General features: G+C 61.2%; 10 protein-coding genes. 5 read left to right on the top strand and 5 right to left on the bottom strand.

Annotated features, from left to right (window positions below):
* Window positions 1-40: 40 nt before the first annotated feature.
* Both pyk and AFIC_RS10210 read left to right on the top strand, forming a co-directional pair.
* On the top strand, window positions 41-1450 hold the full coding sequence (gene pyk, locus AFIC_RS10215; RefSeq protein WP_275248696.1) for a pyruvate kinase: 1410 nt from the start codon (window positions 41-43) through the stop codon (window positions 1448-1450).
* Window positions 1451-1490: 40 nt separating this feature from the next.
* Entirely contained in the window at window positions 1491-2264 is a 774-nt protein-coding gene (locus AFIC_RS10210) for a fumarylacetoacetate hydrolase family protein (protein ID WP_275246126.1), read from the top strand.
* 195 nt (window positions 2265-2459) lie between these two features.
* On the opposite strand, the gene AFIC_RS10205 is transcribed toward AFIC_RS10210, so the two are convergent.
* The 5 genes from AFIC_RS10205 to oxlT form a co-directional block, all read right to left on the bottom strand.
* Window positions 2460-3212: a GntR family transcriptional regulator gene (locus tag AFIC_RS10205; RefSeq protein WP_275246125.1), complete on the bottom strand. Its 753-nt coding sequence runs from the start codon at window positions 3210-3212 to the stop codon at window positions 2460-2462.
* Window positions 3213-3330: 118 nt separating this feature from the next.
* On the bottom strand, window positions 3331-4239 hold the full coding sequence (gene sucD / locus AFIC_RS10200; RefSeq protein ID WP_275246124.1) for a succinate--CoA ligase subunit alpha: 909 nt from the start codon (window positions 4237-4239) through the stop codon (window positions 3331-3333).
* Window positions 4240-4243: 4 nt separating this feature from the next.
* On the bottom strand, window positions 4244-5440 hold the full coding sequence (gene sucC / locus AFIC_RS10195) for an ADP-forming succinate--CoA ligase subunit beta (RefSeq protein ID WP_275246123.1): 1197 nt from the start codon (window positions 5438-5440) through the stop codon (window positions 4244-4246).
* A gap of 12 nt (window positions 5441-5452) precedes the next feature.
* Complete coding sequence (locus AFIC_RS10190; RefSeq protein WP_275246122.1) at window positions 5453-7585, bottom strand: acetate--CoA ligase family protein; 2133 nt, start codon at window positions 7583-7585, stop codon at window positions 5453-5455.
* Between the two features lie 324 nt (window positions 7586-7909).
* Window positions 7910-9214, bottom strand: coding sequence for an oxalate/formate MFS antiporter (gene oxlT, locus AFIC_RS10185; protein WP_275246121.1), 1305 nt, complete (start codon window positions 9212-9214; stop codon window positions 7910-7912).
* 658 nt (window positions 9215-9872) lie between these two features.
* On the opposite strand from oxlT, the gene oxc reads away from it, so the two are divergent.
* From oxc to AFIC_RS10170, 3 genes are all read left to right on the top strand, one after another.
* On the top strand, window positions 9873-11612 hold the full coding sequence (gene oxc, locus AFIC_RS10180; protein WP_275246120.1) for an oxalyl-CoA decarboxylase: 1740 nt from the start codon (window positions 9873-9875) through the stop codon (window positions 11610-11612).
* A gap of 76 nt (window positions 11613-11688) precedes the next feature.
* Complete coding sequence (gene frc / locus AFIC_RS10175; protein WP_275246119.1) at window positions 11689-12963, top strand: formyl-CoA transferase; 1275 nt, start codon at window positions 11689-11691, stop codon at window positions 12961-12963.
* A 225-nt stretch (window positions 12964-13188) separates the two neighbouring features.
* The gene (locus AFIC_RS10170; protein WP_275246118.1) at window positions 13189-14406 is read left to right on the top strand and encodes an amino acid ABC transporter substrate-binding protein; all 1218 of its coding nucleotides are present in this window, start codon (window positions 13189-13191) and stop codon (window positions 14404-14406) included.
* The last annotated feature ends 46 nt before the right edge of the window (window positions 14407-14452 follow it).

Below are 14452 nucleotides of genomic sequence, written 5' to 3'. Positions count from 1 at the left end.
AAACCATGATTGTCCTGGTTGCTCACGGAAGGATTTGATGATGAGCCGTAATCGGCGCGCGAAGATTGTTGCGACGCTAGGCCCGGCGAGTTCCTCGCCCGAGATGATCCGCAAACTCTATGATGCGGGCGTCGATATGTTCCGGCTCAATTTCAGCCACGGCAGCCATGACGATCATCGCGCGCGCTATGAAGCGATCCGCGCGGTCGAGCGCGATGTCGGTACCCCGATCGCGATCTTGCAGGATTTGCAGGGCCCGAAAATCCGCCTTGGGCCGCTGGAAGGCGGCAAGCGCGAACTGACCAATGGCAGCACCGTGCGTTTCGTCTGTAACGCGGCCGCGAAGGGCAATGAGTTGCCGCTGCCGCACAAGGAAGTGTTCGACGCCATCGTGCCGGGCAATCAGCTTCTGATCGACGACGGCAAGGTGCGCCTGTCGGCGACCGGGGTAGGCGATGGCTATATCGAGGCCAAGGTGATTTCCGGCGGCATCGTCAGCGATCGCAAGGGCGTCAATCTGCCGGATACGATCCTGGCGCTGTCGCCGATTACCGACAAGGATCGCGCCGATCTCGCCTTCGGTCTTGAGCTTGGCGTGGACTGGGTCGCGTTCTCGTTCGTGCAGCGTGCCTCCGATCTGATCGAGGCGCACACGCTGGTCGGCGGCCGTGCAGGGGTGATGTCGAAAATCGAGAAGCCGGCGGCAATGTCGGTGATCGAGGATATCGTGGCGCTGTCGGATTCCATCATGGTGGCGCGCGGCGACCTCGGCGTGGAAATCCCGCCGGAGGACGTGCCGGGCGCGCAGAAGGATCTGGTGCGGCTGTGCCGCCTCGCGGGCAAGCCGGTCATCATCGCGACCCAGATGCTGGAGTCGATGATCCACACGCCGACGCCCACGCGCGCGGAATCCTCCGACGTCGCGACCGCGATCTATGACGGCTCCGACGCGGTGATGCTGTCGGCGGAGTCCGCTTCCGGGCAGTTTCCGGTTCAGGCGGTCCAGACGATGGATCGCATCATCCGCCGCACCGAGCAGCACAAGGCCTATCGCAATATCGTCGAGGCTTTGCACCCGCAGGTTGAGCCGCTGCCGCAGCACGCGATCGCGGCCGCAGCCGCGGAAGTCGCCGATTCCATCGGCGCAGCCTGCATCGTGGCTTTCACCTCGAGCGGCGCCACCGCCTATCGGATCGCGCGTCAGCGCTCTCCGACGCCGATCCTGAGCGTGACGCCGAATGAATCCACCGCCCGCCAGTTGTCCTGGCTGTGGGGCTCGACGAGCATGCGTTCGGACGATATCTCATCGTATGACGAAATGGTGAGCCATGCGGTCCACCATGCCAAGGACAGCGGGCTTGCGAAGGACGGCGACTGCATCGTCGTTGTCGCGGGCGTGCCGTTCGGCAAGTCTGGCTCGACCAACAATCTGCGCGTCGTGACCGTCTGACCGGTCGCGATCGCCATAAAGCGTAAGAGTAGAGGAAACGATGACACAGTGGATTCGATATCGCGTGAACGGCAAGGCGGGCTTCGGCACGCTGAGCGGGGATACCATCGCCGAGCACAGCGGCGACATGTTCGCCTCGCCCAAGGCCACCGGACAGACGCTCAAGCTCGCGAGCGTCGAAGTGCTACCGCCGTCCGAGCCCACCAAGGTGATCGCGCTGTGGAATAACTTCCGCGAACTCGCCGCCAAGCTGAAGCAGTCGATTCCGCCGGAGCCGCTTTATCTGATGAAGGCGAATTCCAGCATCTCCTCGCCGAACACCACCATCAAGCGGCCGAAGTCCTATTCCGGCAAGGTCGTGTACGAGGGCGAACTCGGTATCGTCATCGGCAAGACCTGCACCAATGCCTCGGAAGACGAGGCCGCGAAGGCGATCTTCGGCTACACCTGCGTCAACGACATCACGGCGGCGGAAATCATCTCGAAGGATGAAAGCTTCGCCCAGTGGGTGCGCGCCAAGAGCTTCGACGGGTTCGGCCCGTTCGGCCCTGTGGTCGCGACCGGCATCGACCCCACCAAGGAATCGGTTCGCCTCGTCCTGAACGGCGCGGAGCGGCAGAACTACAAGCTCTCCGACATGATCTTCCCGCCGCACAAGCTCGTCAGCCTGCTGTCGCACGATATGACGCTGAACCCCGGCGACCTGATCTGTTGCGGCACCTCCATCGGCGTCGGCACCATGAAGGAGCCGACCAACACCATGGACGTGACTATCGAGGGCATCGGCACGTTGCATAACGTGTACGAGAACTAAAAAGACGCTGCCTTCATCGTCATTGCGAGCGAAGCGAAGCAATCCAGACCGATATCGGTCGCAACAAAGAACTGGATTGCTTCGTCGCTAACGCTCCTCGCAATGACAAGGGCAGAGTATTTTCGGATGATCCGGAATTAAAAAAAGCCGCCTGCGATCGGAGGCGGCTTTTTTCGATTCAGAGGAGGGACGGGCTTATTCGAAAATGCCGTCGCTGTGGGCGGCCACGTAGTCGGCGAGGCCGAGTGTATGGTCGCGGGACAGGACCACGGCGCGCTCGGTGTCGCGCTTCTCGATCGCGTCGATGATGCCCAGATGATCCACGATCGAACGCGAGGCGCGATCGTCGCGGCCGATGGTGATCTGGCGCAGGCCGCGCACATGCAGCAGAATCTGCTCGGTCATGTCGACCAGCACCTGCGAGCCGGACAGTTTCACGATGGTCTGGTGAAACAGGATGTTGGCCGAGGAGTATTCGCTGAGATGATCGGAAGGCTTGTGGCCGTCGTCGAATCCACGGAACAGGCGGCGCAGGCCGGCAATGGCTTCGTCGCTGGCGTGCAAAGTGGCGAGGCGGGCGGCCATGCTTTCCAGCGCGGCCCATGCCTGGATCATATCGACGACTTCGCGCTTGGTCTTCTTCAAGACCATCACGCCCTTGCGCGGGACCGATTTGACGAGACCTTCATGCTCGAGCATCACGATGGCTTCGCGCACAGGCGTGCGGCTGACACCAAGCTGTTCCGAGAGCTGCCGTTCGTCGATCCACGCGGGCTCGGAGGAGGCGTAGATATCCATATCGAGGATAGCTTGCTTCAAGGCTTCGTAGGCGCGGGTCTTGAAAGTCTGTTCGGGAGCGAACCGGCCGACGACGAGTTCAGGGGCTGGTTTCAAGTGTGCCCGCTGGGCGATAGGTTTCACGCGCTCTATCCCGGTATGATCTGGCATATATCCCGCCGTATGCCAGTAACTGGCTGTTCAGTGGTGTGCTTAGGGTCCGATTCCTATTCTAGAGGGTCTTGGCCTATAAAACCAAGGCCCCAGAAGGGGCCTTGGTTAGTCTTTTTTAAGCAGTTCTTTTTGCTGGCTTATTCCCTTTCAGGAGGTCAACCAGCGTGCTTCCGAGCCGGGCCGGGGAGGCCGAGACCGCGATCCCGGCCGATTCCATAGCTGCGATCTTGGATTCAGCGTCGCCCTTGCCGCCCGCCACGATGGCGCCTGCATGGCCCATGCGGCGTCCCGGAGGGGCGGTACGGCCGGCGATGAAGCCGACCATCGGCTTCTTGCGGCCGCGCTTGGCCTCGTCCTTGAGGAACTGGGCAGCGTCTTCCTCGGCGGAACCGCCGATTTCACCGATCATGATGATCGATTCCGTCTTGTCGTCGGCAAGGAACATCTCCAGCACGTCGATGAACTCGGTGCCCTTGACCGGGTCGCCGCCGATACCGACCGCCGTGGTCTGGCCGAACCCGACCTGAGTGGTCTGGAACACGGCTTCGTAGGTCAGCGTGCCCGAACGGGACACGATGCCGACATTGCCCGGCTTGAAGATGTTGGTCGGCATGATGCCGATCTTGCACTCACCCGCGGTCACGACGCCGGGGCAGTTCGGCCCGAGGAGGCGCGACTTCGAGCCGGAGAGGGCGCGCTTCACCCGCACCATGTCGAGCACCGGAATGCCCTCGGTGATGCAGACGATCAGCGGAATCTCCGCGTCGATGGCCTCGCAGATCGCATCCGCGGCGCCCGGCGGTGGCACGTAGACGACGGAGGCGTCCGCGCCGGTCTTGGCGCGGGCCTCGGCGACGCTGTCGAACACCGGCAGGCCGAGGTGGGTCTGGCCGCCTTTGCCCGGCGAGGTACCGCCGACCATTTTGGTGCCGTAGGCGATGGCCGCTTCGGAGTGGAAGGTGCCGTTCTTGCCGGTGAAGCCCTGGCAAATGACCTTCGTGTTCTTGTCGATCATGACTGACATTGGCTTACTTTCCCTTCACGGCCTTGACGATCTTCTGAGCAGCGTCGTCCAGATCGTCGGCTGGCAGAACGTTGAGGCCGCTCTCGCGGATGATCTTCTTGCCTTCCTCGACGTTGGTGCCTTCGAGGCGGACAACCAGCGGCACCTTCAGGCCGACGGCCTTCACCGCGGCGACAACGCCGGCGGCGATGACGTCGCACTTCATGATGCCGCCGAAGATGTTGACGAGGATGCCCTTCACGTTCGGATCGGCGGTGATGATCTTGAACGCAGCCGTGACCTTCTCCTCGGAAGCGCCGCCACCGACGTCCAGGAAGTTGGCCGGGCTTTCGCCGTACAGCTTGATGATGTCGAGGGTTGCCATCGCAAGACCCGCGCCGTTCACCATGCAGCCGATGGTGCCATCGAGCGCGATGTAGGCGAGGTCGTACTTCGACGCCTCGATTTCCTTGGCGTCTTCCTCGGTCTCGTCACGCAGCGCCAGCACGTCGGGATGACGGTAGATGGCGTTGGAGTCGAACGACACCTTGGCGTCGAGGCAGCGCAGCTCGCCCTGCTTGGAGAGGATCAGCGGATTGATCTCCAGCATCGACATGTCCTTGGCGACGAACGCAGCGTAGAGCTTGCTGACGAGGCTCTCGGCCTGCTTGGCCTGGTCGCCCTTCAGCTTCAGCGCCTGCGCGATCTTGCGTCCGTGGTGGGGCATGATGCCGGTCGCCGGATCGACCGAGAAGGTCACGATCTTCTCGGGGGTATCGTGGGCGACCTTTTCGATGTCCATGCCGCCTTCGGTGGAAACCACGAAGGCGATACGGGAGGTCTCGCGGTCAACGAGCGCCGACAGGTAGAATTCCTTGTCGATGTCCGCGCCTTCCTCGAGATAGAGGCGATTGACCTGCTTGCCCACGGGGCCGGTCTGCACCGTCACCAGGGTGGCGCCCAGCATCTGCTGGACGAAGGTTTTCACCTCGTCGACCGACTTCGCAAGACGGACGCCGCCTTTGTCACCGGCAGAGGCTTCCTTGAACTTGCCCTTGCCGCGGCCGCCAGCGTGGATCTGGCTCTTCACCACCCACACCGGGCCGCCAAGTTCCTTGGCGGCTGCTTCGGCATCGGAAGCCTTCAGGATCGGAATGCCCCTGGAAACGGGCACCCCGAACTCCTTCAGCACGGCTTTCGCTTGATACTCGTGAATATTCATTCTGTAGGACCCTTACTTGATGAGGCCGGCGCCGCGCGCCCACTTGTACTTCGCACCGAGCACTTCCACCGGAAGCTCCGTCGAATACGCGTAGGCCGGAATGCCGTTCTGATAAAGGTATTCGGATGCTTCCTCAACCTCTACGTCGCCAGCGAGGGAAGCAACCATAGGCTTCTCGAAGCCCTGGGCCTTCATCTCGTTCTTGATTTGCACCATGTTCTTCGCAAACACCATCGGGGGCGTCACGATTGTGTGCCAGTAGCCGAGGATCAGAGAATGAATGCGATCGTCGGTGAGGCCGAGCTTCACGGTGTTGACGTAGGTGATCGGCGGCTCGCCGCCGGTGATGTCCACCGGGTTGCCGGAAGCGCCGAACGGCGGGATGAACTTGCGGAACGCTGCATCGAGGTCGGCAGGCATGGTCATCAGCGACAGGCCGTTATCGACCACCGCGTCCGACAGCAGCACGCCCGAACCGCCCGCACCGGTGATGATGAGGACGTTCTCGCCCTTCGGGGTCGGCAGCAGCGGAACGCCGCGGGCGAACTCGAGAAGCTGGCGCAGTGAGCGGGCACGGATCACGCCGGACTGCTTGAAGACATCCTCGTAGATCTTGTCGTTACCGGCGAGCGCACCGGTGTGCGACGCGGCTGCCTTGGCGCCCGCTGACGTGCGGCCACCCTTGAGCACGATCACCGGCTTCTTCTTGGAGACGCGGCGAGCGGCGTTCGCGAAGGCGCGGCCGTCCTTGAGGTCTTCGCAGTGCATCGCGATGACGTTGGTGTTCTTGTCCTGCTCGAAGAAGGCGAGCAGATCGTCCTCGTCGATGTCCGACTTGTTGCCGAGACCGACGATCGCGGACACGCCCATCTTGGCCGAACGCGAGAAGCCGATGATCGCCATGCCGATGCCGCCGGACTGCGACGACAGCGCCGCCGAACCCTTGACGTCGAACGCGGTACAGAAGGTCGCGCAGAGGTTGGCCGGGGTGTAGTAGAAGCCGTAGATGTTCGGCCCCATCAGGCGGATGTCGTACTTCTTGCCGATCTTGACGATCTCTTCCTGAAGCTCAGGCTCGTTGGCTTCGGCGAAGCCCGACGGAATGAGAACGGCGCCGGGAATCTTCTTCTCGCCGCACTCGGTCAGCGCGCCGGCGACGAACTTCGCCGGAATCGCGAACACCGCGACGTCGACGTCGCCGGGGATGTCCTTGACGCTCTTGTAGGCCTTGTGGCCGAGGATGTCGGCGGCCTTCGGATGGACGGGGTAGATGTTACCCTTGTAGCCGCCGTTGATGAGGTTCTTCATCACGGAGTTGCCGATCTTGCCGTCTTCGGCGGAAGCGCCGATGACCGCGACCGACTTCGGCATCATGATGCGGTTCATCGCCGTGACGATTTCCGAATCCGGACGCGGAGCAGCCTTCGGCTTGTAGTTGAAGTCGACGACGATGCGGACGTCGGCCGCGATCGCATCCTTCTTGGTGGCGAACACCGGGTTGAGGTCGAGTTCGACGATTTCAGGGAAGTCGGTCACGAGCTGCGAAACGCCGACGATGATGTTGGCGAGCGCGTCGCGGTTCACCGCATCGCCGCCGCGAACGCCGTGCAGCATTTCCTTGGCCTGGATGCCATCGAGCATCGACAGTGCATCTTCCTTGGTCGCGGGCGCCATGCGGAAGGTGATGTCCTTGAGCACTTCGACGAGCACGCCGCCGAGGCCGAAGGCAACGAGCTTGCCGAATGAATCGTCGGTGATCGAACCGACGATGACTTCGGTGCCGCCTTGCAGCATCTGCTGAACCTGGATGCCCTCGATCTTGGCGTCGGCCTTGTACTTCTTCGCGTTCGCCAGAATCTGGTCGTAGGCAGCCTTCGCCGCTCCGTCGTCCTTGACGCCGACCACGACACCGCCGGCTTCAGTCTTGTGCAGAATGTCGGGGGAGACGATCTTCATCACGACCGGATAGCCCATCTTGCTGGCGAGCTTGGTCGCTTCGTCAGCGGACTTCGCCAGGCCTTCGCCGGGGACGGCGATTCCATAGGCGTCACAAACCAGTTTGCCTTCCGGCGCAGTCAAGCTGTTGCGGCCGTCGGCCTTGACCTTGTCAAGAACCTTGCGGACGGATGCTTTGTCGATTGCCATAAGTGAACTCCGATGTTTTCAACGTTGATCGTCGCGTCTGCCGGTGGCTACCGGCGTTGCTTCTTGTATCGAACGGGACGTTGCCGTCCGTTCAGATTGGTTTCCGAGCTTGATCCGATGGCCGCTACGGCCATGTCAGAGCAATCGGCCTGTAATCCTGTCGCCGCCGCTTTTGCCGGGTGGCGTAGCTGTTTTCAAATGCTTTTGCCCCTTTGGCATTCCAAATATCAGGCGTGGCATACCAGATATTAGACATGCTTGATGTTGGATTTGTCAAAGGCGGAAGCCCGCCGGAATCCCGGCGGGCTCGATTTTGATAGGGTTTTAAGCGGCTAACTGACCTGCGGCGTTTGGAAGCTGGCTGTTCATAACAACAGACTTCCGCCAGGGCTTCAACACGAAGACAGCGAGCAGGGCCGCAAGGATGTTCGCACCCGCAGCAAGCAGGAAGACACCGTCCCAGCTACCCGTGGACTGCTGCATGTAATTGCCGAACGGGACCAGAAGCGCGGCAAAGCCTTTCGCGGTGTAAAGCATGCCTGCGTTGGTGGTCGCGAACTTCGAGCCGAACGTGTCGGTGCAAGCCGCCGGGAACAGGCTGTAGATCTCGCCCCAGGCAAAGAACACCGAGCCGGTGAGGATCACGAACCACAGCGGATCGTGGCCCCACAAATAGAGCGCCGCGATGCCGATGCCTTCCAGACCGAATGCGATGAACATGGTGCTCTCGCGGCCGATCTTGTCGGAGATCCAGCCGAAGAAGGGACGGGTGAGGCCGTTCAGGACACGGTCGATGGTCGCGGCGAAGGTCACCGCAGTCATCGTAAGACCCGCGATCGTGACCGGAGAGTTGGCGATATTCCAGTCGGCCGCGATGGGCTTCAGGTTGGCGGTGACGAGCAGGCCGCCTGCGCCGACGATGACGAACATGAAATACATCAGCCAGAACACGCCGGTCTTGGCGACTTCGCTCGGACCATAGTCGCGGCGGGTCTGCTGGATGTTGGTGTTCACCACAGGCTGCGGCGTCTGGCCGGGTTTCGGCGCGATGATGAAGATCGCCAGGATCATGCAGATCACGCCCTGGCCGATGCCGAAGTTGAAGAAGGCGGCCTGGAAGCCGGAATCCCTGATCATGGCCTGGATCGGAGCAACGGTGAATGCGGAGCCTGCACCGAAGCCCGCAGCGGTGATGCCCGCGCAAAGGCCGCGCTTGTCCGGAAACCACTTCAGCGCGTTACCGACGCAGGTGCCGTACACGGCGCCGGCGCCAACGCCAGCGATGATCTGTCCGACGTAGAAGCCGGTCAGCGATGTTGCGTAAGCATTGATAACCCAGCCGATGGCGCAGAAGGCGCCGCCCATCATGATGACGAGGCGCGGGCCGTATTTATCGACGATCCAGCCTTCAACCGGCACGAGCCAGGTTTCGAAAAGGACGAAAAGGGTGAAAGCCCACTGGATCGATGCGCGATCCCAGCCGAACTGCTTTTGGATGTCGGGGACGAAGAACGTCCATCCGTATTGAAGATTTGCGATCATCACCATGCAGCCGACGCCGATCGCTAGCTGAGTCCAGCGATAGCCGTCACTGACACGGGTGGCGTCATTTCCTGCCGATACCGTCATAACATTCCTCCCAAAGCACCTTCTTTAGTCGAAGTGCGTGGGGTGATTTTGGTATATGATATGCCAATAGGCAAGAGGGTCGTGTTCAAAACTGCCTGGTTGTTCGCCCTTTTCGCAGATGCGAACTCAAGATTTGGACAAGGACGTCTGCGTTACACGCTATAATTAAAGAAGAAATTTTTCCGATCCTTTCTGAGGCTTGGTGACACGGCTTTGGCGGATTCCGCATCACGGAATGGCCTGCATGTCTTAGAGTGTCGGAAGGCGTGTTTGCCGCGCGACATTTGGCCTGTCGCGAGGGAAGGGTGCGGTGGCGCTTCCTCGTTGACAGTTGGTATTTAGTATGCCAATGAATTTTCCCAGCAACGATGGCGCATTTCATATGCGGTCTGTCGGATGCAATCTGGTTGTGGCGATCAGTGGAGTCCGCCTGCCTCGGCCAATATCTTCACCGCTTCGGCAGTGACGATTGGTTGCGGTCCATGGCAGCCGACCACACGTTCACGGGCTGGATAGGTCTACAGCGGATGTAAAACCTCATCTTTGAGCCATGATTTTACGTACGACGATCCATCAACACGCAAACGGCTCGGTCCTCGCGAGCTAGTCACCTCGATCAAAAACCGCGTGAAGCGGAATAAACCCTGGGAGGGTACTGATGTCAGTAGCAGCAGTAGCAAACATTGATGCCAACGCGGCGGAGCAGGAATTGACGGATGGTTTCCATCTCGTCATCGACGCGCTCAAGCTGAACGATATCAACACGATTTATGCAGTGCCGGGGATTCCGATTTCGGACCTCTGCCGCATGGCGCAGGGCGAAGGCATCCGTGTCATCTCGTTCCGCCACGAGCAGAACGCCGGCAACGCCGCCGCGATCGCCGGATATCTGACCAAGAAGCCCGGCATCTGCCTCACCGTTTCGGCTCCCGGCTTCCTCAACGGTCTGACCGCGCTGGCCAACGCCACCACCAACTGCTTCCCGATGATCCTGATCTCCGGCTCGTCCGAGCGCGAGATCGTCGATTTGCAGCAGGGCGACTACGAGGAAATGGATCAGCTCGCGATCGCCAAGCCGCTCTGCAAGGCGGCCTTCCGCGTGCTTCACGCGCAGGATGTCGGCATCGGCATCGCCCGCGCGATCCGCGCCGCATGCTCTGGCCGTCCCGGCGGCGTCTATCTCGACCTGCCGGCGAAGTTCTTCTCGCAGGTCATGACCGCGGAAGAGGGCAACAAGTCGCTCGTCAAGGTGATCGACGCCGCGCCGGAGCAGATTCCCGCGCCGTCCGCCGTCAAGCGCGCGCTCGATGTTCTCAAGAGCGCCAAGCGTCCTCTTATTATTCTGGGCAAGGGTGCTTCCTACGCCCAGGTTGACGACAAGATCCGTGAGCTGATCGAGAAGACCGGCATTCCGTTCCTGCCGATGTCGATGGCGAAGGGCATTCTGCCGGATACGCATCCGCAGTCGGCGGGCGCTGCGCGCTCGACCGTGCTCAAGGACTCAGACGTCGTCATGCTGATCGGCGCGCGGCTCAACTGGCTGCTGTCGCACGGCAAGGGCAAGAGCTGGGGCTCCGAGCCGAAGAAGTTCATCCAGATCGACATCGAGCCGAAGGAAATGGACTCGAACGTCGAGATCGTTGCGCCGCTCGTCGGCGACATCGGCTCCTGCGTGTCCGCGCTGCTCGGCGGTATGGACAGCAAGTGGGCAAAAGCACCGTCCGACTGGACCGGCGCCGTCAACGCCAAGAAGGAAGCCAACATCGCCAAGATGGCTCCGAAGCTGATGAACAACGCTTCGCCGATGAACTACCACAGCGCGCTCGGCGCGTTGCGCGATATCATCAAGGCGCGGCCGGATGCGATCCTGGTCAACGAAGGCGCCAACACGCTCGACCTCGCGCGCGGCATCATCGACATGTATCAGCCGCGCAAGCGTCTCGATGTCGGTACCTGGGGTGTCATGGGCATCGGCATGGGCTTCGCCGTGGCGGCCGCGGTCGAGACCGGCAAGCCGGTTCTGGCTGTCGAGGGCGACAGCGCCTTCGGTTTCTCCGGCATGGAGGTGGAGACGATCTGCCGTTACAACCTGCCGGTCTGCGTCGTGATCTTCAACAACAACGGCATCTATCGCGGCACCGACGTCAATCCGACGGGCGGGGCGGATGTCGCGCCGATGGTGTTCGTGAAGGACGCCCGCTACGACAAGATGATGGAAGCGTTCGGCGGTGTCGGCGTTCACGTCACGACGCCGGATGAACTCAAGCGCGCTGTTTCCGCCGCGATGGACTCCGGCAAGCCGACCCTCATCAACGCGGTGATCGATCCGGCGGCGGGTACCGAGAGCGGCAACATCGGCAGCCTCAACCCGCAGAGCGTGGTTGTGAAGAAGAAATGAGTAACAACCCCGGCGCTCCTTTCTTCGGAAAGGAACGCCGGGGAGAGCCAATAAAAGAATCAACTGGAGGAAGGCTATGACGAAGGCGCTCAACGGAGTTCGTGTTCTCGATTTTACCCACGTTCAATCAGGACCGACTTGCACTCAGCTTCTCGCGTGGTTCGGCGCGGACGTTATCAAGGTTGAGCGTCCCGGCACCGGCGACATTACCCGCGGTCAGCTTCAGGATGTTCCGAACGCGGACAGCCTGTACTTCACGATGCTGAACCACAACAAGCGTTCCATCACCCTCGATGCCAAGAACCCGAAGGGCAAGGACGTCCTGACGGCTCTCATGAAGAGCTGCGACGTGATGGTCGAGAACTTCGCGCCCGGCGTGCTCGATCGCATGGGCTTCTCCTGGGAGAACATCCAGAAGATCAATCCGAAGCTGATCGTCGCTTCGATCAAGGGCTTCGGTCCCGGCCCGTTCGAGGATTGCAAGGTTTACGAAAACGTCGCGCAGTGCACCGGCGGTTCGGCTTCGACCACGGGCTTCCGCGATGGCCTTCCGCTCGTGACCGGCGCCCAGATCGGCGACAGCGGCACCGGCTTGCATCTCGCGCTCGGCATTGTCACCGCTCTGTTCCATCGTACCCACTCGGGCAAGGGCCAGCGCGTCACCGTCGCGATGCAGGACAGCGTGCTCAACCTTTGCCGCGTCAAGCTGCGTGACCAGCAGCGCCTCGCTCACGGTCCGCTCAAGGAATACAGCCAGTTCGGCGAAGGCATTCCGTTCGGCGAAGCCACCCCGCGCGCTGGTAACGATTCCGGTGGCGGCCAGCCCGGCCGCATCCTGAAGTGCAAGGGCTGGGAAACCGACCCGAACGCTTACCTCTACTTCATCACTCAGGCCCCGGTCTGGGAGAAGATCTGCGACGTGATCGGCGAGCCCACCTGGAAGACCGATCCGAACTACGCCAAGCCGGCCGCCCGTCTGCCGCGCCTGAACGAGATCTTCGGCCGCATCGAACAGTGGACCATGACCAAGACCAAGTTCGAGTGCATGGACATCCTCAACAAGGTCGATATTCCGTGCGGCCCGATCCTGTCGATGAAGGAAATTTCCGAGGACAAGTCGCTGTATGCGACCGGCACTCTCGTCGAGGTCGATCATCCGGTGCGTGGCAAGTACATCTCGGTCGGCAATCCGATCAAGCTGTCCGACAGCCCGGCGGATGTTGTCCGCTCGCCGCTGCTGGGTGAACACACCGACGAAATCCTGCGTGATGTTCTGAAGTTCTCCGAAAACCAGATCGGCGATATCCGTTCGTCCGGCGCGCTCGGCGAAGTTCCGCTCGCCGCTGAGTAATTCAAGCCTCTCCCCCGAGGATGACCTGGCCGGGACTAAGTCCCGGCCTTTTTTTATTTCTATCGCTCTGCGATGAAGGATTGTGCGGCTTTCCGCACGAGCGATTCCGTGCCGCAGCAAATCCACGGCACCTTTAAACGATAGTGGCAAGCCTCGACGGTTGCGTTTTTCTGTCGCAGCCTTATCAAACGATATCGCATTTTCGTGAGAGAGCGGGTGATGGCCATGTCGAACGGATTGATCTCCAAAAAGACCTTGATTGCGGCGGCTTCTGCTGCCGTGCTGGCGCTTGCCGCCAATCCGGCGGTTGCAAAGGATATTGTTTTCGGTGCGTCTGTGCAGTTGACCGGTCCGGTCGCCAACACGGGCCGCTACTATCGCGATGCCTATGAGCTTGCGATCGAGAAGATCAATGCAGCCGGCGGCGTGAAGGTCGGCAACGAGAAGCGCAAGGTCGTCCTCAAGATTTATGACAACCAGTCCGATGTGAATTTGAGCGTGCGGCAGTACACCCAGCTCGTTTCGCAGGACAAGGTTGATTTCCTGCTCGGGCCGTTCGCCAGCAACTTCGCGCTGGCAGACTCCGCCGTGTCGGAAAAGTACAAGATTCCGATGGTGCAGGGCGGCGGCGCTTCGGACCAGATCTTCGCCCGCAAGTTCAAGTACATCTTCGGCACGCTGGCGCCCGCCAGCAACTATTTCGGCTCCACCATCGAGATGATGAAGGGTCTGAAGCCTGCGCCGAAGTCGGTGGCGCTGTTGTACGCCGACGACTCCTTCGACGTGTCGGTGGGTGACGGCACCCGGCCGAAGCTGAAGGCGGCGGGCTTCGATATCGTGATGGACGAGCGCTACAGCACCAACGCGACCGACTTCAACTCGCTGCTGTCGCAGATCCGCAGCAAGAACGTCGATGCGGTGCTGGTCGCGGGTCACGAGACCGAGATTCTCAACTTCGTCCGCCAGGCCAAGAGCCTGACGGTTGCGCCGAAGATGTATTCGTTCACCGTCGGCGTGCCGAGCGAGGATTTCCGCAAGGCGCTCGGCAAGGATGCCGACTATGCTTTCGGCATGACGGCCTGGCTGCCTTCGGCCGATCTGAAGGACCGCTGGTTCGGCGACGCGTCGAAGTTCGAGGCCGAATACAAGGCCAAGTTCAACTATGAGCCGGACTATCACGCCGCTTCCGGCGCCGCCGATGTCGAGGCGCTGGCTCAGGCGATCGAGGATGCCGGTTCGACCGATCCCGCCAAGGTTCGCGATGCGCTCGCCAAGGTGAAGTTCGAGAGCATCTACGGCCCGATCGCGTTCGCGGAGAACGGCCAGATCGATCTGCCGCAGACCGTGATCCAGGTGCAGGGCGACAAGCTCGTCGCGATCCATGGCACCAAGGGCGCGATCAACCCGGCGAAGTACCCGATGCCGGCCTGGAATGCGCGCTAAGCCCTTGGCTTAGCGTCGCTGTTCCAAGCTGAAGGGGAGGGGTACC

The sequence above is a fragment of the [Pseudomonas] carboxydohydrogena genome, from assembly GCF_029030725.1.
GTDB classification, from domain to species: Bacteria; Pseudomonadota; Alphaproteobacteria; order Rhizobiales; family Xanthobacteraceae; genus Afipia; species Afipia carboxydohydrogena.
Note: the sequence above shows the minus strand (reverse complement) of the source record. Positions and strands in the feature narration are given on the sequence as shown.